16 protein-coding genes are annotated in these 18,048 nt (G+C 69.7%); 5 read left to right on the top strand and 11 right to left on the bottom strand.

Annotated elements, in window-relative coordinates:
- Positions 1–6: 6 nt before the first annotated feature.
- Together BHS09_RS32845 and BHS09_RS32840 are read right to left on the bottom strand one after the other, a co-directional pair.
- Positions 7–738 carry a lytic transglycosylase domain-containing protein gene (locus BHS09_RS32845; protein ID WP_140799987.1) on the bottom strand — a complete coding sequence of 244 codons (732 nt, stop codon included), beginning with the start codon at positions 736–738 and terminating at the stop codon, positions 7–9.
- A gap of 10 nt (positions 739–748) precedes the next feature.
- Positions 749–1,477 (bottom strand): TetR/AcrR family transcriptional regulator, encoded by a 729-nt coding sequence (locus BHS09_RS32840; RefSeq protein WP_140799986.1) that lies wholly within the window; start codon positions 1,475–1,477, stop codon positions 749–751.
- 98 nt (positions 1,478–1,575) lie between these two features.
- On the opposite strand from BHS09_RS32840, the gene BHS09_RS32835 reads away from it, so the two are divergent.
- Positions 1,576–2,136, top strand: a complete 561-nt coding sequence (locus BHS09_RS32835; RefSeq protein ID WP_140795314.1) for a hypothetical protein — start codon at positions 1,576–1,578, stop codon at positions 2,134–2,136.
- Between the two features lie 12 nt (positions 2,137–2,148).
- On the opposite strand, the gene BHS09_RS32830 is transcribed toward BHS09_RS32835, so the two are convergent.
- The 3 genes from BHS09_RS32830 to BHS09_RS32820 all read right to left on the bottom strand — a co-directional run bounded on the left by BHS09_RS32830 (position 2,149) and on the right by BHS09_RS32820 (position 4,867).
- The gene (locus BHS09_RS32830; RefSeq protein ID WP_140799985.1) at positions 2,149–2,694 is read right to left on the bottom strand and encodes a hypothetical protein; all 546 of its coding nucleotides are present in this window, start codon (positions 2,692–2,694) and stop codon (positions 2,149–2,151) included.
- A gap of 18 nt (positions 2,695–2,712) precedes the next feature.
- A complete protein-coding gene (locus BHS09_RS32825) occupies positions 2,713–3,339 on the bottom strand; it encodes a hypothetical protein (protein WP_140795312.1) in 627 nt (208 codons plus the stop codon).
- Positions 3,340–3,481: 142 nt separating this feature from the next.
- A complete protein-coding gene (locus BHS09_RS32820) occupies positions 3,482–4,867 on the bottom strand; it encodes a M28 family metallopeptidase (protein WP_140799984.1) in 1,386 nt (461 codons plus the stop codon).
- A gap of 233 nt (positions 4,868–5,100) precedes the next feature.
- On the opposite strand from BHS09_RS32820, the gene BHS09_RS32815 reads away from it, so the two are divergent.
- From BHS09_RS32815 to BHS09_RS32805, 3 genes are all read left to right on the top strand, one after another.
- Positions 5,101–5,796 carry a carboxypeptidase-like regulatory domain-containing protein gene (locus BHS09_RS32815; protein WP_237077685.1) on the top strand — a complete coding sequence of 232 codons (696 nt, stop codon included), beginning with the start codon at positions 5,101–5,103 and terminating at the stop codon, positions 5,794–5,796.
- Position 5,797: 1 nt separating this feature from the next.
- Positions 5,798–6,322 carry a hypothetical protein gene (locus BHS09_RS32810; protein WP_237079964.1) on the top strand — a complete coding sequence of 175 codons (525 nt, stop codon included), beginning with the start codon at positions 5,798–5,800 and terminating at the stop codon, positions 6,320–6,322.
- 113 nt (positions 6,323–6,435) lie between these two features.
- Positions 6,436–7,527 carry a hypothetical protein gene (locus BHS09_RS32805; RefSeq protein ID WP_140795309.1) on the top strand — a complete coding sequence of 364 codons (1,092 nt, stop codon included), beginning with the start codon at positions 6,436–6,438 and terminating at the stop codon, positions 7,525–7,527.
- Between the two features lie 10 nt (positions 7,528–7,537).
- Here the strand turns inward: BHS09_RS32805 and BHS09_RS32800 are convergent, their stop codons facing one another.
- From BHS09_RS32800 to BHS09_RS32780, 4 genes are all read right to left on the bottom strand, one after another.
- Positions 7,538–8,026 carry an STAS/SEC14 domain-containing protein gene (locus BHS09_RS32800; RefSeq protein WP_237077683.1) on the bottom strand — a complete coding sequence of 163 codons (489 nt, stop codon included), beginning with the start codon at positions 8,024–8,026 and terminating at the stop codon, positions 7,538–7,540.
- A gap of 101 nt (positions 8,027–8,127) precedes the next feature.
- Entirely contained in the window at positions 8,128–9,594 is a 1,467-nt protein-coding gene (locus BHS09_RS32795) for a carboxypeptidase regulatory-like domain-containing protein (protein ID WP_237079963.1), read from the bottom strand.
- 143 nt (positions 9,595–9,737) lie between these two features.
- Complete coding sequence (locus tag BHS09_RS32785) at positions 9,738–11,531, bottom strand: hypothetical protein (RefSeq protein ID WP_237079962.1); 1,794 nt, start codon at positions 11,529–11,531, stop codon at positions 9,738–9,740.
- Between the two features lie 30 nt (positions 11,532–11,561).
- A complete protein-coding gene (locus BHS09_RS32780; RefSeq protein WP_237077680.1) occupies positions 11,562–11,930 on the bottom strand; it encodes a hypothetical protein in 369 nt (122 codons plus the stop codon).
- A gap of 152 nt (positions 11,931–12,082) precedes the next feature.
- On the opposite strand from BHS09_RS32780, the gene BHS09_RS32775 reads away from it, so the two are divergent.
- Positions 12,083–13,489, top strand: coding sequence for an FAD-binding oxidoreductase (locus tag BHS09_RS32775; protein ID WP_140799980.1), 1,407 nt, complete (start codon positions 12,083–12,085; stop codon positions 13,487–13,489).
- A gap of 12 nt (positions 13,490–13,501) precedes the next feature.
- Here the strand turns inward: BHS09_RS32775 and serA are convergent, their stop codons facing one another.
- Together serA and BHS09_RS32765 are read right to left on the bottom strand one after the other, a co-directional pair.
- Positions 13,502–14,755: a phosphoglycerate dehydrogenase gene (gene serA, locus BHS09_RS32770; protein WP_140795303.1), complete on the bottom strand. Its 1,254-nt coding sequence runs from the start codon at positions 14,753–14,755 to the stop codon at positions 13,502–13,504.
- Positions 14,756–14,825: 70 nt separating this feature from the next.
- Positions 14,826–18,047, bottom strand: a complete 3,222-nt coding sequence (locus tag BHS09_RS32765) for a hypothetical protein (protein WP_140799979.1) — start codon at positions 18,045–18,047, stop codon at positions 14,826–14,828.
- Position 18,048 lies beyond the last annotated feature (1 nt).

Raw genomic sequence — 18,048 nt, 5'->3', positions numbered from 1 at the left:
CCTGCCTCAGCTCCGGCCATTCGCCTCGGGCGCGGCGGGCTTCTTCGGCTCCTTCGCCGCGGACGCCGGTGCCCTCGAGCGTGCCGGAGCCACCGGCTTCGGCTTCGCCACGGGCTTCACCGCGGGCGGCGCCTTCCGGGGCGGAGGCGGGCGCGTCAGCTCCCACGCCGCGAGCACCTTCGGCACGTAGAACTCCGTCTCGCCATTGCGTGGCACGCGGCCATTCACGGAGCCTGGGCCCGCGTTGTACGCGGCCACCGCGAGCCGCACGTCACCGAAGCGCCGCAGTTGCTGGGCCAGATAGCGCGCGCTGCCGTCAATCGCCGGCTCCGGGTCGAACGGGTCTTTCACACCCAGCATGGCCGCGGTGCCGGGCATCAGCTGTCCGGGCCCCATGGCCCCCGCCGGGGAGATGCGGTGCACGCGCGTCTCCGACTCCACCTGCACCAGCGCGCGCAGCAGCCCCGCGGGAAGGCGGTGCCGGCGCTCGGCCGCGTCGATGACGGGCTCCAGGGGCGCGTGTCCCTCCACCAGGCACGACGGCCGGTGCGCCAGATACGCGCGCAGCGCACCCGCCTTGGCCTCCAGGAACGAGAAGGACAGCGGCGACACGAAGCTGTTACCGAACCAGGCCACCGCGACGTTGAGCAGCACCACCGGCGCGAGCACGCACGGCAGCCACCACGCCCACCCGGGCACCGTCATCCCCTCACGCCGTGCCGCCCGCTTGCGTCCCACCCCTCCACCCTTAGGGGCGCTTGGGGCCTCCGTCCAACTTCCGGCGACGGGGACGGACCTCTGGGGGCAGGCGCAGCCCGTCCAGCACCAGCGTGGTCAGCGCGTCCGGCAGCTCCAGCGGGTTGCCGATGTCCTCCTCGCTCAGCACCGCCAGCAGCAGCCGCTCCACGGCGCCCACCACCGCCAGTCCGCTCACCGCCGGACGGATGGGGCGCAGCAGCCCGCTGGTGTGCGCCTTCTGCGTGATGTCCACCGCGTGACGCGCCACCAGCCGCGCCAGCTCCGCCACCTTCGTCCGCGCCCCCACGGCGGGCCCCCGGGACTCCTGGAGGTACAGCCGCACCACGCCCGGGTACTGGAGGAGGGCACTGGCAATCACCGCCGCCACCGCGCGGTACGCGTCGAACATGGCCTCCACGTTGCGCGCCTCCGCCAGGGAGTGGCCGCACGTCTCCAGCCCGGCCAGCAGCTCGCGGCGCACCGGCTCCAGCAGGCCGTCCACCAGCGCCGCCTTGTCGTCGAAGTACCGGTAGAACGTCCCCTTGGCCACTCCGGCCGCCTGGGTGATGTCGTCGATGGTGACGCCATCCAGGCCCCGCGCCAGGAACAGCTTCAGCGCGGCGTCCTCCAGGGCCTGCTCGCGCTCTCGGCGGTGGGCCTCGCGGCGGCCTCCGGGCCGTGCGGGCGGCTTGCCCGTCTCCTGGGCGTCATCCGCCCGCGTGCCATCCCGGCTCGCCATTGCCGTGCGCTCCAGTCCATTGCGCGGTAGAAAAAGAGTGACCAAATAGTCATTTATGGGCAGCGAAGCGCCGGCCGGGCGCTTCGCCGGAGGCGACCATGATCGGCATCCCCCTGGGCTGGGTTTACTCCAATTTCGGTGAATGGGTCCTTCACAGGTCCGTCCTGCACGGCCTGGGGAAGAACCGGAAGAGCTTCTGGAGCTTCCACTGGCACGAGCACCACCAGAAGTCGCGGCGCCACGACATGGTGGATGACCAGTACATGCGCTCGCTGTGGAGCTGGTCGGCGCAGACCAAGGAGCTGATGGGGCTGGCGGTGCTGGCGCTGGCCCACGCGCCGCTGTTGCCGGTGGCGCCCTTCTTCGTGGGGACGGTGTGGGCTTGCGCGGCGAACTACTACTTCGTCCACCGGCGCGCGCACCTGGACCCGAAGTGGGCGCGTGAGCACCTGCCGTGGCACTACGACCACCACATGGGCAAGGACCAGAACGCGAACTGGTGCGTGACGCACCCGTTCTTCGACCTGGTCCTGGGCACGCGGCGCGAGTTCCTCAACGTGCAGCCTCCCGCGTCCAAGCAGCCCGCGCCCGTCGAACAGCCCGTGCCGGTGCCCGTGGAGGCCCGGAAGCGCGCGGTGGCGGCTTCCGGGCTCCGCTGACCGCGGGACGGCCTAGAACACCAGGTCGAAGTAGTTGGCGTGCGCCTTCACGCCCGCGCAGGCGCGCAGCGAGGCGGTCCAGTCCTCGGAAGGCAGCGTGCCCCGGGCGTCGAAGATGAACTCGAGCTCGGGCTGCCGGGCCAGGTCCAGCAGGTCCACCGGGCCGGTGCTGGTGAGCTGGATGGTGCGCGTGGGCGCGGTGCTGGTGCGCGTGTACTCACCGATGACGTGGGTGGTGTTGGAGCCCGGCTGGCGCACGGAGACGTTGGCGCGCTCCACGCCGCTCAGGTCCGTGTCGGCCGTCACCTCGAAGAGGCGCAGCCGGAGCTCGGTTTCGATGTCCGTGTCCTCGGGCAGCGGGTCGGCGAAGTCGCCCAGCGGGAAGGTGATGCTCCGCTCCACGTTGACGGTGAGCGGCAGCGCCGCGGGGAAGGACAGGTCTCGCTCCGTCTTGCAGATCTCCTCGGCCTCGGCCTCGATGAAGAAGAGGGATTCACAGCCGGTGGTGAGCATCGCGATGCTGGAGAGGAGCAGGATGCGGAAGGAAGTCGTTCGCATGGTTTTGAGGCTCCTGGCTCAGAAGAAGTAGAGGATGAAGCCCAGCTTCACGGAGGGCATGGTGGCGCGCACGGACAGGTTCCTCGCGGTGATGTCCGGGTCATCCGTGGCGTCCTGGAGCAGGGCGCTCGCGTCGTCCACGCCCAGGTCCACGTAGCTGAGGCCCAGGTGCAGGAAGAAGTTGAAGCGGCTGGCCGCGCCCACCTCCAGGCCCACGCTGCCGGTGACGTAGTTGTACGTCACGTCGCGAACGGCCGCGCTGGCCCGGCTCGGTGTCGCTCCCAGCCAGTCCACCACCTCGTTGTAGTTCGAGCCGAAGTAGTGCCCCGCCTCCACGTTGAAGGACGGCGCCAGGAAGGTCTGCATCGGCAGGATGCTCAATCCGCCGCGCAAGCCGAAGCTGAGCGTGTTGGTGGTGGGGCCCGCTTGCAAGCGAAGCCACGGCAGCGGCCGCAGCACCGCGGACAGGCCCACGCCGTGCGGCGCGCCCGCGTCCAGCATGAGGCCAAAGCGGTGAGGGGTATCCGACCCGTCGGCCAGGGCCGGCGTCGCGGCCCCCAGGCCCAGGGCGCACGTGAGCGCCGCGCCGTGCCGCCCCAGCAGGAATGTCCTTCGTCGTCTCGTCGAGGATGTCGCCATCGTCATGTCGTGTTCCAGCGTGTTCCGGCCCGGTGGCCATCATTCGCGCGACCGGGCGGAAAAAGAAGCGGCGTCAGGGAAAATGACGACGGGAAGAGGCCGCTTCCACGCTGGTATCCGACATTGGCGGCCATGGGCCGCCGGTAATTCAGGGCTCTGTCGTCCGATTGGCGGCGAGCCCGATGACGTTGACCATCAAATCCTTGATGCGGCGCGGCTTCTCGCCGCCGTTGTCGCGGACGATGAGGTCGATGTCGTCGTCGGCCCGGTGGTACTCGGGGATGAGGTCGCCGCCGCCGTTGGGGTTGGACAGGCCCTCGAACATGAAGAGGACGTCCTCGCCCTTGCGCCCGAAGGACGCACCGTCCTGCCGGTCACGGAACACGTTGATGTCCCGGTTGATGCGGTCGAACGGGTCCTCGAGCTTCGCGTTCGCCTGGTCCAGCACTTCCCGGAAGTAGTTGGGCTGTCCGCGCGAGTTGGTGTCCACCACCGACAGGCGCTGGTCATCCCAGCGGCCCACCATGTCCACGTTGATGACGCCGGCAATCTCCTCCATGCCGAGCCCCGGAATCGGGTGGTCCACGAAGTACTGCGAGCCCACCAGGCCCTTCTCCTCGGCGCCCGTCCACAGGAAGAGCACGGAGCGGTCCAGCTCGCCGCGTTTTGCTGCTTCCGCCAGCTCCGGCACCGCCGCCATCAGCACCGCGCTGCCGGAGGCGTTGTCGTCCGCGCCGTTGAGGACGTTGCCGCGCCGGTCCACGCCGTCGTGGTCCAGGTGGGCCATCACCACGATGACCTCGTCCTTGTTCGGCCCCGAGCCCGGCAGCAGCGCCATGGTGTTCACCGCCTGTCCGGACGCGGAGGCCAGCTGGCGCAGCTCCTCCACACTTCGCTGCGCCCCCTCGCGCGGCGGCGCCAGGGGCAGGCCGCGCGCGTTCATCGACTTCTCGTACTTCTGGTTGAGCAGCGCGAGCGTCTCCTTGGGCATGTTGTCGTCGAGGTAGAAGCCGCCCTCGAACAGCGCGTGTCCGTAGGTGTTCGGCGTGTGGACACGCTCGCCCGACTCGCCGCGCACTCCGGGCCGGCCCGCGAACGAATACACGTCGAAGCGCTGCTCGAAGGCGTTGTCCGGGTTGTTCGTGTTGGGGCCGACGAGGCCGTACTTCTGCACGTGCTGCTGCACGTACAGCGACGCGGCATCCAGACCGGCCGACGGGCTGTCGCGGCCCTGGAGCTCGTCCGAGGACAGGTACGCGATGTGCGTCATCGGGTCCGAGTCCACCGCGACGCTGTCCACCTCCGGCTCCGGCGCGGGTGCCGGCTCCACCGGCGCGGTGGGCGGCGGCGTGGGCACGGTGCACACGAGCGGCCGGGGCGCGCGGGCTGACGACTCGAAGCGGTCCGCGTTCCAGCCGGGAGGCGCGCTGGCGGGCTTCGCCGGGGACTCGGGGGCCCGGGCGTCCTTCGCCACGGCGGCGCGCGGCGAAAGTGAGGGGAGAGGACGCGGGCTGTCGCTGACTTTCGTGGCCATGGTGGAGGAATCCCGGTGCGCGTGGGGGTGGCGCGTCCTGGAATTATCCGTCCCAGACGTCCGGGAGTTGTGTACCTTCTTTTTCCCTGCGATTGCCGGGGGTTGTTGAAGGCCGGACGTCGCTCCGCCCCGCCGGTCAATACCTGCACCTGGAAGCCGGTGACACGTTGCAAGTCCGGAAAGCACCGGGCTGCGAGTGGCCCAGGTCGACCGGCCCAGGACGGGGGGTCCGGATGATCGACGAAGTCGATCAACGTTTGAAGGCGTGGGTGGGCCGCATTGCCGGTGATGTCCCGGTGTTCCTGGGCGTGCCGGACCGCGAATCGCTCGAGCGAGGCGTCTGTCTGTACCTGCTGGAGCTGGGGCCCGCGCCTTCGGTCCGGAGCGGGGGCGGGGGGCGCGTGCCGCTGCAGATTTCGGTCTGCTACCTCATCACCGCGGGGGCGGAGTCCCCGGAGCGGGCGCACCGGCTGCTGGGTGAGCTCGTCTTCGCGGCCATGGAGGAGGCGGACTTCGAGGTGGAGCTCACGCCGGTGCCCACCACGGTGTGGGCCGGGTTGAGGACCGCGCCGCGTCCCTGCTTCCGCCTGCGCGTCCCGGTGCGGCGGGAGCGCGCGATGCCCGTCATCCACCGGGTGCTCTTTCCCGCCACGCCCCAGGCCACGCCGACGCCCGCGGAGGCGCTGCTGGGCTGTGTCGTCGGCCCGGGGGACGTGCCGATTCCGGGCGCGCTCGTCGAGCTGCCCACGCTGAAGCTCACCACGCGCACGGATGCCAAGGGCTGCTTCCGTTTTCCCAGCGTGCCCCCCGTGGCCACGCTGGGACGGCTGGAAGTGCGCGCCAAGGGGGAGCTGCTCGAGCTGGACCCGGAGGTGCTTGCCGCCGAGCCCCAGCCGCTGCTCATCCGCCTGCCGTTGAAGGAGGAGTGACATGCCGCAAAGCCACCCGTCGTCTGTCACCTCCGAGGAGACGCCACGCGGCGCCGAGCGCGCTCCCGCGTCACCGAGTGCCACCGCGCCGAACCCTGCTCACGGGACGCTGGAGACGTCCTGGATTGATGAATGGGGCATGGCGCCCGAGGCGTCCTTCCCCGATGCGTGGAGCGCGCGGCTGAAGGCGTCCGTCTCCGGTGCGCCCGATGCGTGGAGCGTGGGCCCTGTGGCTTCCATTCCCGGTGTCTCCGATGCGTGGGGCGCAGGGGGGGAGGAGACTGTCTCCGCCACGCTCGACGCGTGGGACGCAGGGCGGGTGTCGATTGTCCCTGCTGCGCTTGCTGCGCGGAGCCCGGGGCAGGAGACGACAGCGCCTGATGCGTGGGGCGTGGGGCCAGAGCTGCTCGCGGTTCATGCGCTGAGCCTGGCGGCTCGGGGCCTTCGGGCGGCCACGACGGAGGACTGGGATCGGAGCGAGCCTCCACCCGTGGCCACCGCGGGGACGCGACGTCGAGGCGAATGATGGAACGGACAGCCTTCCGCGACAGGCCGGGCGATGGGGGAACCGCCGGGCTTGAGGCGGGAGCGCTGGCCTGACTCGCTCAATGCCGCACGGTCCTCCAAGAGAGCAGGTCGATGTCTCGCGTCTTCGATATCTCCGCAGTCACGGACACCCTTCGTCTGTCCCCCAGCGGGACGGGGGAGGCCGTCTTCCACGTCATCAACGCCTCGCGTGCACCCGTGCGCGCGCGCCTCTCGGTGGTGCCTGACGCAGGCGCCCGGCGCGAGTGGCTCTTCATCGATGGCGATACCCAGCGCGACTTTCCTCCGACGGGCGCGCAGCGAATCCTCATCCGGCTCCGCGTGCCAGCGGGGACGCCACCGGGTCACTTCACCTTCCACCTGCGAGTGGAGGACTGCGACAGCCCCGACGCGCGGTTCGCACAGGGTCCCTCCGTCACCGTCGAGGTGGCCTCCTCGCCGCCCGCCGCGAGGGCGTTCCCCTTGAACTGGGCTGTCATGGCGGTGGCGACGTTCATCCTACTGGGGACGGTGGCCTCCCTGCTCGCCGCGGACAGGGCGCGGCAGCCCAGCCCTGGGGCGCCCTGTCCGGATGGGCATTGTGGCAAGGGGCTGACGTGCGCGAAGCAGCTCGATGGGGGCGTGTGCCTGGCCTCGCAAGGCCAGCCCTGTGAGGCGGGCTCCCAGTGCATCACCGGCTTCTGTGAGCCCGGCGTGGGGTGCACGGTGCCGCTGGGAAAGGAGTGCGCCTCCCCGGAGGACTGCCCGGGCGCGCTGACGTGTGCCGACGTGCTGGGCTCGTCCGTCTGTCTCCTCGAGCCGGGAGAGGCCTGCGAGAACGACCGCGACTGCGCCAGCTTCTTCTGCAACGCGGAGCGCAAGTGCAACCGCGATGACGGACGCTGTGACAGCAACGCCGAATGTCATTCGCCCACGCAGTGTGGCGCGACGAGGCTGTGCCAGCTTCCAGATGGACAGCCGTGCATGCGGCACGAGGCCTGCCTCTCCGGTTACTGCTCGGAGACCTGCCAGGTGTCGCCGGAGTCCTTCCAGTGCGAGTCACCGTGCCCCGCGTACACCGCATGTGTGTCGGGAAGCTGCATCCCCGTGGACGGCAAGCTCCTCAACCAGAACATGCTGCTGACGGCGCCCCGGATCCTCAAGGGCATCCGGGAGCTGCGCATCCAGCAGGGCACCCAGCCGTAGCCGGTGCGCGTCACTGCAGTGCCGGCCGCACCGTCTTGCCGATGTCCACCAGCCGCTGCACCTGTTCTTCGCTCAAGCCCAGGTGCCGCGCGGCGCCCGGGACGTCCCCCGGAACGAAGGCGCGCATGGCCCGCGGAGTGAACCAGTTGAAGAGCGTCACGACGCCGCGGACCAGTGGGGACTCGGTGAACACCGCCGTGGGCGGAATGACGTAGTCCTTGGGCACCTGGTTGAGCGCCTGTTGTCGCTGGGTGGCATTGGGCCCGGGCCCTTCGGCCAGGACGAGCTGCCCGGTGGCCGTGCCCTGGTGACGCGCGATGAGCTCGCAGTAGCGCGCCCAGTCGTCGGGGGCCGGTGGCTGCGCGTTGTGCGCCACCACCAGCACCGTGCCGACATATGCCAGCCCCAACGTCCGGCTCCGCACCACGTCCTGGATGTCGGGCGCGTCGAGCTGGACGGGAGCTGTCATCGCCGCGTCTCTCCGTTGGATTGCGAGCATGCCGGAGTGTTCCTCCGCATGGCTCCATGTGCAACCTGTATTCCTTGGAATACTTGTCACTCCGGCTCCCGAGGTGGGGAGCCGGAGGCGCGGCTTGGGGGCTACCGGGCAGGGACGCGGAGGACCAGGCCCGGCGGAGGCAGGCTCCAGGCAGAGGTGGTGTCTCCCCAGGCCGCGATGGTGCCGTTGCGCCGGAGCGCCAGGCTCTTGTTGAAGGCCTGGCCCGCGACGGCGGCGACATCCGTCAATCCCGCGGGGAGCGTCGTCTGGCCATAGGCGCTGTTCCCCCAGGCGACGACGGTGCCGTTGGACCGGAGCGCCATGTAGTGGTGTTCGCCTCCCGCGACATCCACGACGTCGCTGAGGTCCGGGGTGAGCGCGAGGTCGTAGTACGCCGCGCCAAATCCCCAGACGGCCGCGGTCCCGTCCGACCGCAGCGCCAGTGCGCTGCTGCTCGTGTTGGCGATGGCCACTGCGTCGTCCAGGCCCGCCGGGACGACGAGGAGGTCGAACACGTCCTGCCCCCAGACGGTGAGGGTGCCGTCCGCCTTGAGCGCCATGCCGTGGTACGCCCCCGCGGACACCGCGACCACGTCCTGAAGCCCTTCAGGGACATGCGTCTGCTGGTCGATTTCCGCACCGATGGCCACGACCGTCCCATCCCGCTTGAGCGCGAGGACCAGGACTCCGCTCGCGCTGATGTCCACCACGTCCGACAGGCCCGCGGGCACCGGGACGGGGTCGGGGCCTCCCCATTTGACGACGGTTCCATCTGCCTGCAGGGCCACGGCGAAGGCCATCCCCGCGCCCACACTCACGACATCGGAAAGCCCCGCGGGAGTCGGAGTGACATCATTCAGGGAGTCGGCCGAGCCCCAGACGGTGACGGTGTTGTCCGGCAGGACGCCAATGCCCCAGTTGGCCGCATGCGCGAGGGTCCGCTGCCGGAGCACCCGCAGCGACGCGGTGGCGGCGGGCTTCCAATCCACGCCAGGCGTGACGACGACCTCCTGCTCGCCGGGCACGAGGCTCCCCGGCACGCGCACCACCACCTCCGTGTCCGACCAGGACAGGTATTCCTCGGCGTCCACGCCGCCGATGGAGACGCGGGAGGTGCCACGCGCCTCGCCGAAGCCAGAGCCGGTGAGCTTCAGGTGGCCCCGTTGCACGGTGAGGGCGGGTGCCTCGAGCACCAGGGCTTCCTGGCGGCGGCTCAGTGACAGGTCGACCGACGTCGTCTGACCCGGTTGGACCTCCAGCGTGTCCCCGGCCTGCTCGTAGTTGCTCCGATGGGCCGCCACGGTGTGCGTTCCCGCGGGGACGTTGTCGAACGTGAAGCGGCCTTGAGCGTCCGTGGTCACGCTGTCGCTCACGCCGGAGAGGATGACAGTGGTGCCCTCATGGTGGCTCTCCCCTTCGAGGAGGGCCTGCCCCGTCACGCGGCCGAGCTGTGTCCCGGAGTCATGTGGCTGTGTGCCGGCGTCGGACGTGGGGGCGGGACTGTCAGGGGTGCAGGCGGAAAGGGCCAGGAGGATGGCCCAGAGCCATGACGTTCTTGCGAGACGCATCGGCGGGACTCCAGTGTGTGCGGGGGAGGCACTCCTCGGGCCGGAGGTGGAGGCCTTCGACACGGAAGAGTGCCTGTGGCAGCCACCTGTCGCCGACTGGGAATTGTAATTCAAATGGCATCTGGCGTTGCCAGCGTCTGCGTCTAGTCGAGGATGAGCTCCACCATCAGGTCGTCCTCGGGGTCCTCCTGGATGGACGCGTCCGAGTCGTCCACGTCGTAGCCCTTGAGGGAGAAGCCCAGGGGCGTCTGTGCGCCGATGCAGGGAATCGTGCGGGGCGAGGTCCCCACGCCGTCGCCATCCACGTCGGGGTAGAGAACGACCCTCCGGTAGCGCGCGGCGTCCGTGTCATCGCAGTCATTGCCCGTGGCCTGGGTGAAGTAGGGCAAGGGCAGTGACGCACCGGTGCACAGGGTTCCGGCCTCGGGCTGGGTGTGTCCATCCGCGTCCCGGTCCACATGCGCGTAGACCACCTGCCGCCAGCGCGCCGCGTCTTCCGCCGCGCAGTCCGTCCCCTGGGCCGACCACGGCGCGGGCACCGTGCCATCCGTGCACAGCGCGACCGCGTCTCCCGCGCCCACGCCGTCCCCGTCCGCATCCGTCCATCCCTGGACCGTGGTGTGGACGCTCCGGTCCGCGTCGTCGCAGTCGTTCCCTCGAGGCGAGGTGGCATGGCCAGACGGCAGCGCCGTGCCCGAGCACACCGTGCCTGCCTCCGGCGCGGTGAAGCCGTCCCCGTCCGCATCCCGGTGCGAGTAGGCCAGGAACCTCCAGCGGTGGGTGTCCGTGTCGTCGCAGTCGGTGTTCACCGCCGAGTACCCAAAGGGAATCTGCCGGCCCGCGCAGAAGGTCTGCCGCGTGCCCGCGCCGAAGCCGTCCCCGTCATCGTCGGAGTACACGTGCCAGGTCACCATGACGGTGGCATCGCGGTCGTCGCAGTCATGACCGGTGGGCCACTGGGCGTAGCCCGCAGGAAGCTCCGCGCCGCTGCAGGTCACGCCCTGTTCGGGCACGGTGTCGCCGTCACCGTCCGAGTCCCGGTGGGCATAAGAGCGCCACTGCCACCGCGTGGCGTCCTCCGGCGCGCAGTCAACGGAGTCCAGCGCGTAGCCGGGAGGCGCCGTGCGGCCCGTGCACCGCATGACGGGGGCACCACTGCCGAAGCCGTCTCCGTCCACATCCGCGTAGACGGTGCGCTCCTGCCACCATGCGGCGTTCGTGTCGTCGCAGTCCAGGCCGCGCGCCTCCAGGGCATAGCCGGCGGGCAGTGTCATGCTAGAGCAGACCCGGCCTTCCTCGGGCACGGTGAAGCCGTCGCCGTCCGCGTCCCGGTGGGCGTAGTCGCGCCACGTCGAGCGCGCGCGGTCGTCGGGCGCGCAGTCGCCGTCGACCGCCGCGTAGCCCCGGGGCAGGTCCCTGCCCGCGCAGTGGGAGATGGGCTCGCCGTTGCCGATGCCGTCGAAGTCCGCGTCCGGCCAGAGCTGGGTGGAGGCGGCGAAGCGGGGGTCGTTGTCGTCGCAGTCCGGCGCGCCGGGTTGCTCGCGGTAGCCCACGAGCGGCTCTCCCACACAGCCCGTCACCGGGCCTTCCGCGGTCGCTCCGTCTCCATCCTGGTCAGGATAGAGCCCGGCCCGCTCCCGCCAGCGGGTCGCGTCGCCCGGAGCGCAGTCGCCGCTCTGCTGACTCCAGCCTTCGGGGAGGCGCTCGCCGGCGCAGACCTCGCGCATCGCGCCAGCGCCCACACCGTCGCGGTCATCGTCCACGGAGCCTTCCAGGAGCCGCCACCGGCTCGCATCGCCGGGCGCGCAGTCCACCGCGTCCGCGACCCCGTCCCCGTCCGCGTCCTCTTCCGTGGGGCCTGCTTCCGGAGAACACCCCGCGAGGAGTCCCGCCACGGTCAGCGTCAACACCAGCCACGTCTTTCGGTTTGTCCCCATGGGCGCCGTTCGTGCCATCGACGTGCGGTGCTAGGGGACGCGGGTCAGGTTGCAGGCGAATTGGTGGTAACTGATGCTGCCTCCCGACGACGTGGTGAACAGGTAGGCGCCAGGTTTGGTCATGGCGAGCAGGGCCAGTCGGTCGCAGCGGTCGCGGTACGCCACCGCACTGTTCTGGGTGTTGTTTGGCGCCGAGAAGGTCAGCGTTCGGGGAGATGCCTCGCCTTGGAGCACACCTGTTATCTCGATGGTGCCTTCGAGCTGGACGGTGTAGCTATCCACGGTCGTGAAGACGTATTCCCGGCCGGTTTCAGCCCGCTCCGCCATCGCCGTGGAGGCCGCGAACATCGCCGCGAGCAGGGGAAGGGCCTGGATGCGCCGGGACAGGGACTTCGACATAAGAGGTTCCTCGCGGAGGGGCTGAAAACGGGCGGATTCCGCCATGGGCCCACGCCCTATACGCCCTCCCTTCGATTCCTTGGCGGATTCGGCGCCAACGCGCTCCGTGCTGCACCTTGTCACAGCCGTCCGGCTGCAATACGCCTAGAGGCATGTCCACCGCCGCGCTCCCCGCCGACTTCCTCCAGGCCATCACCGAGGGCTTCCCCGTAGACTTCCTCACCCGGGAGCCAGGGGAGCTCCAGGAGTACGGCCGTGATTGGACGCGCGTCTACACGCCCGCCCCCGCCGCCGTGGCGCTCCCTCGAACGACGGACGAGGTCTCCCGGCTGCTCGCCCTGTGCCACCAGCATCACATCGCCGTGGTGCCCTCCGGCGGCCGCACCGGGCTGGCCGGCGGCGCGGTGGCGGCCCGGGGCGAGCTGGTCCTGTCCCTCCAGCGCATGACGCGCATGGGGCCGGTGGACCTGCTCGGCAACACGGTGCGCGTGCAGGCGGGCGCGGTGACGGAGGCCGTCCATCACCACTGCGCGGAGCACGGCCTCACCTGGCCGGTGGACTTCGCCTCCAAGGGCTCCAGCACGGTGGGCGGCAACATCGCCACCAACGCGGGCGGGGTGAAGGTCATCCGCTACGGCCTCACCCGGCAGTGGGTGCTGGGGCTCCAGGTCGTCACCGCCCAGGGGGAAGTGCTGGAGCTCAACGGCGCGCTGGAGAAGAACAACACCGGCACCGACCTGCGCCAGCTCTTCATCGGCAGCGAGGGCACCCTGGGCGTCATCACCGAGGCCACCCTCAAGCTCACCCAGCTCCCCGGCAAGCAGGACGTGTTCCTCTTCGCGGTGCCGGACGTGGCCGCCGTGCTGCGCCTGTTCCGCGACGCGCGCCGGCAGAACGCCTTCAGCATCTCCGCCTACGAGTTCTTCACCGACAAGTGCATGGCGCGCCTGGGCCGCCACCGCAAGCTGCGCCCGCCCTTCGAGACGCCCAGCGAGTGCTACGTGCTGCTGGAGGCGGAGGCGAAGGACGCCGCGGCGGTGGAGGGCTGGCTGGGCTCGCTCTTCGAGCGCGAGCTGGTGACGGACGGCGTCCAGGCCCAGGGCGCGGCGCAGGCGGCCGAGCTGTGGGCGCTGCGCGAGGGCATCAGCGAGAGCCTCTCCGCCACCGGCCTGCCGCACAAGAACGACATCTCCCTGCCGGTGGCGGGGCTGGAGGCCTTCTGCGCGGAGCTGGAGGCCATCTTCAGCGTGCGCTACCCGGGCTGGGAAATCTGCCTCTTCGGCCACATCGGCGACGGCAACCTGCACGTCAACGTGATGAAGCCGGACGCCATGGACAAGGCGGAGTTCCTGGCCCACACGAAGCAGGCGGACCCCACCATGTTCGCGCTGGTGCAGAAGCACGGCGGAAGCATCTCCGCCGAGCACGGCGTCGGCCTGCTGAAGAAGGACTACCTGGGCTACTCACGCGCGCCGGCGGAGCTGGCCCTGCTGCGCACCCTCAAGCGGGCGCTGGACCCTCAAGGCATCCTCAACCCGGGCAAGGTCGTGGATGCCTGAGGGTGCCGGACATCAGGACAGGATGCGCGTCTTGATGTCCGTCTCCAGCCCGGCGATGGCCTCGCACACCGGGGTGGACACGTCCTGGTCCAGGTCCATCAGCAGGTAGCCGATGTTGGCGTCCGTGCTGAGCACCTGGGCGTGGATGTTGGCGTTGAGGTCGGAGACGATGCGGTTGATGTCGCGCAGCACGCCCGGGATGTTGCGGTGCACGTTGAGGATGCGGTGCGTGCCCGGGATGAGTGGCGCCTCGATGTGCGGGAAGTTGACCGCGCCCGTGCTGGCGCCCGCCTTGAAGTACTTCAGCAGGCTGGTGGCCACCTCCTTGCCGATGGAGGCCTGAGCCTCTTCCGTGGACCCGCCGATGTGCGGCGTGAGGACCACGTTGGGCAGGCCCTGGAGCGCGGTGACGAAGCCGTCCGAGTTGCTCTCCGGCTCCTCCGGGTAGACGTCCACCGCGGCGCCGCCCAGGTGCTGGGACTGGAGCGCCCGCGCCAGCGCGTCGATGTCCACCACCGTGCCTCGGCTGGCGTTGATGAGGCAGGCGCCCTTCTTCATCTGGGCGATCTGCTCGGCGCCCATCATCATGTGCGTGGTGGGCAGCGCGGGCACATGGAGGGTGACGAAGTCGGAAGCGCCGAGCAGCTCCTCCAGGGTGACGGCTGGCTGCGCGTTGCCCAGCGGCAGCCGGGTCATCACGTCGAAGTAGAGGACGCGCATGCCCAGCGCCTCGGCGATGACGCCCAGCTGCGAGCCGATGTGGCCATAGCCGATGATGCCCAGCGTCTTGCCGCGCACCTCATGGCTGCCGGTGGCCACCTTGCGCCACTGGCCCGCGTGGACCTCCCGGCTGCGGTCGAAGAGCTGCCGCGTCAGGACGATGATTTCCGCAATCACCATCTCCGCCACGCTGCGCGTGTTGCTGAAGGGCGCGTTGAAGACGGGGATGCCGTGCGTGTTGGCGGACGTCAGGTCCACCTGGTTGGTGCCGATGCAGAAGGCGCCAATGGCCAGCAGGTTCTCCGCGTGCTCCAGCGCCGCGAGCGGCACCGTCGTCTTGCTGCGGATGCCCAGCAGGTGCACCCCCTTCAGCCGCTCCGCCAGCTCGTCCGGCTTGAGGGCGGACGAGACGCGCTCCACCTGGAAGCCCTCGGCGGCCAGCATCTCCCCCGCGGACGGGTGGATGTTCTCCAGCAGCAGGGCTCGGAAGGGGCCGTCACTGCTGATGGCGCGCGTCGGAGAGGGCGGGAACTGGGGAGTGCTCATGGCGCCTTGCGTTAGACCTGGGACTTGGGACTGTCAAGGGTGGGGTGGGGACTCGCTTGAGGGACGTGCGTCATTGCGTGGGGAAGCGCGGCTCGTAGAACTCCTTGGAGTCCCACTTGACGTCGTGGAACTCCGCCTCGCCCGCCTTGGTCTTCGCGATGCAGCGGAGGATGGTGTCCTTCGTGAACAGGCAGGGCTCGGCGTGGGGGTGGCCCGTCGCCGCGGTCTGGAACGCGCGGTGGATGAATTGGGGCTCGAGCTTGCCCAGGGCCAGGATGCGGTAGAACTCCTGGCTGAAGGGCAGGGCCTGGGAGGTCTGGTAGCGGCTGCGGAAGGCGATGACATAGGGCGTGCCGTGGTCGATGAAGAGCCGGGCGAAGTGGTGCTCCCAGCCAATCAGGCACGAGCTGAAGAAGGCGAGCAGCCGGGGTGGCTTCTTGCCGCGCTTGAAGGCCCGCTCGATGGCCTCGTAGGTGAACTCGACGTCGCGCCTGCTGTCGTTGTCGTCCACGGTCCACTGGATGACGCTTCTCAGCGTGTGGTCGGGGCTCAAGAGGCTCCAGCCCAGCTTCGGCATGATGAGTGACTCCTTCGCCCACTGGGTGAGCGCGACCGGGTCGAAGCGGGTTTCCACGCAGATCTCCGCCTCCTTGGCCGCCAGCCCCTCCACCTTGGACTGGTCATTCCTGCACCACGTCGGGTAGCGGGGATAGGCCATGTCCATGGACGCGAGGCGCACGGCGTGCTTCGAGCAGCGCACGTTCCCGTGGGTGACGTGGTGGTAGATGTCGCAGTCGCCGAGCTGGTCCACCCAGGTGTCGAAGTTCGCGTCCCGGTCGAAGAAGCGCTCACGGAACGGACCCCGTGAGGCAAGGGCGAAGGCATTGCTCACGTGCCCCAGCTCGACGTTCCACTGCAGCCCGGGGTCCGCGCGGTCGTAATAGAAGAGGGTGCTGAGCTGGTCGACCGGCGCGGGCGGGTCGAGCGCCAGGATGTCATCGTGGGTGATGTCCCAGCCCCGCAGCTTGAGGTTGCACTTGCCGCAGAAGTGCGGGTCGAAGCGGGCCGGCGCATGATGCGGGTATTGCGGCCGCTTCTGCTCCCAGTCGGGGTAGCTCATCATGCAGTTGTGGTCGAGCGGGTCATGGTGCTGGGGAACCACGCCCGAGGAGGCCTCGTGGTGGGTCAACCAGAAGCAGTGGCCCACCTCGTGGGTGAAGACGAAGTCGGGGTTCGCATCCGCGCTCTGGTCGATGATGCCCAGCAGGTCGCCGTTGCCGTTGGAGGTCGTGGGCACCTCTCCGGCGTCCGACGTCTCGAGCGCGTCCACGATGTCGTCCGACAGCTTGTATTCGAGCATGACGATGCCGCCGCAGGGCGCATCCCCGGTGCGGAGTCTGTCGGAGATGCGCGAGAGCAGGAAGCCGCCGGCGCTGCGGACGTTCGCCGTGTTGATCAGCTCATTGAACATGTCGCTGACGAAAAACCAGATGTTGTTCTTCTGAGTGTCGCTGAGTTTCGCGTGAGGGTTGAGCCGCACGACGGGGCTGGCGTCATGCACATGCGTGGTGTCCAGCAGGCCGACGACGTTGGCGACGGTCGGCTTGACGTGCGTCCGGATGTGGGTGAACCAGTCCGAGTAGTCCGTGTCGTTGATGACCTGGGAGATGCGCCGGTACAGCGTGTGGGAGAAGTCGACCTCCAGGTAGGCCTCCGCGTAGCGGTCCCGGCACTTCTGCGGCAGGTTCCCGTGGTTGCGCAGCGGCCAGCCCACGATGCCGAAGACCTCCACCCGGCGCCAGACGACGATGGGCTTCGTCTCGTACTGGCAGACGGGATTGGCGGCTTCGAGCTGCATGGCATTGCCGCGGCCCGCGTAGCTGAGCCGCGCGCGCACCTGGTATCGGTCGCCGGCAATCAGTGACGGCTGGAGGTAGATGCCCGAGCGGCCCACGCGGTTCGGGTGCGCGGCGCCGTCCGTGAAGGCCGGGACCCAGAGCCTCCTGGCCCTGGCGTCCTCCGTGGGCGTTGCGTAGGGGGCATAGGACTGGGGCTCCCGCCAGAAGGGGTTGCGGAAGTTGCCGTCCTTGGTGCGGATGCCGCCGTAGGCCACGGGGCAGTTCGTGCCACCGTCGCCCGCGAGGTCGACGAAGTCGCTGCCGAAGACGCGGTTGACGTAGGCCCGGGTTCCCAAGTGCAGGCCGTGATTCAAGGGCAGGTGCGACACGTCCTCGCCCGGCTCGAGCGCGGACCAGTCCACCCGCACCGCGCCCACGGCCTGGGGGGCGGCGATACGGCTTCCATCATGGCCCTTGAGGTAGATGACCGCTTCGAGCGGCACGAGCGGGCGGTTGAGCTTGCCGGCCTCGCTCGCCGTCTTGTTGTGCAGCGTGCTCCAGTCGATGGCGGCGTTGCCCCGGTTGGGAGGAATCTGCCGCATGAACTCGTCGGTCTGGTTGGCGAGGTCCTCGTCGAAGCCCACGGCCTCCACGTAGACCCGCAGCGGCGCTCCATTCCCTTCGGGAATCGCGGTGCCTTCCGGGACGGGGTTGCTCTGGTCATCGACCAGCGTCGGCCGTGCGCCATGGGCGTGCCCCAGCGCGCCGTCCAGCGCGTTCTCGAAGTCGTTGTCCGCGGGCGCGGCCTGGAGCCGTAAGGTGCCGTGGTTGCGACGGAAGCGCTCCTTGGCCTTGTCCAGGAGGTCCGTGTTGGCCGCCGCGCGTGCCGGAGGGCCGGCGTAGTACCCGAGCTGGTTGAGCTTGTGGCAGATGCTGGCGGCGGTGCCCCGGACGAACACCTCGCTGGTGGCCAGCCAGGGCCCGCGGACGACCTCCACCGAATGGTAGAGGACGTTGACCCGCGCGGTGGTGGGTGGTGGGGGCGGCAGCTCCCTCGCTACTTCCTCCGGGAGTGATTCGTCGTGCCGGGCCTCGCAGGGCGCCACGCTGCCCAGCTCGGTGTTGGGCAGGTCCTCGGGCTGGCGGAGTTCCTCGCGCGCATCCGCTTCGATGACGGCTTCGACCCGGAGCGTGTAGGGCGCCCTCAGCGGCGTGGCGAAGGGTTCCTGGACGGCGTCATTGCCCACGTTCAGCGCGCCCGTCCAGTTGACGGCCGCTGGCCCTCCCCAGCAGTCGAGCGCGTCCGAGCGGTACACGAGGGCATCCGCGTAGTCGCGCACCTCCAGCCGGACGGAGACGAGCCGCCCTTCATCCGGCGGGTCGTAGGTGACGGCGAGCGTCTCCTGGGAAGGAGCGAAGTGCGTCCAGTCGCAGCGCAGGGGGAGGTAGGGCATT

The organism is Myxococcus xanthus, assembly GCF_006402735.1.
GTDB lineage: Bacteria > Myxococcota > Myxococcia > Myxococcales > Myxococcaceae > Myxococcus > Myxococcus xanthus_A.
This window is presented reverse-complemented; position numbering and strand designations above follow the sequence as displayed.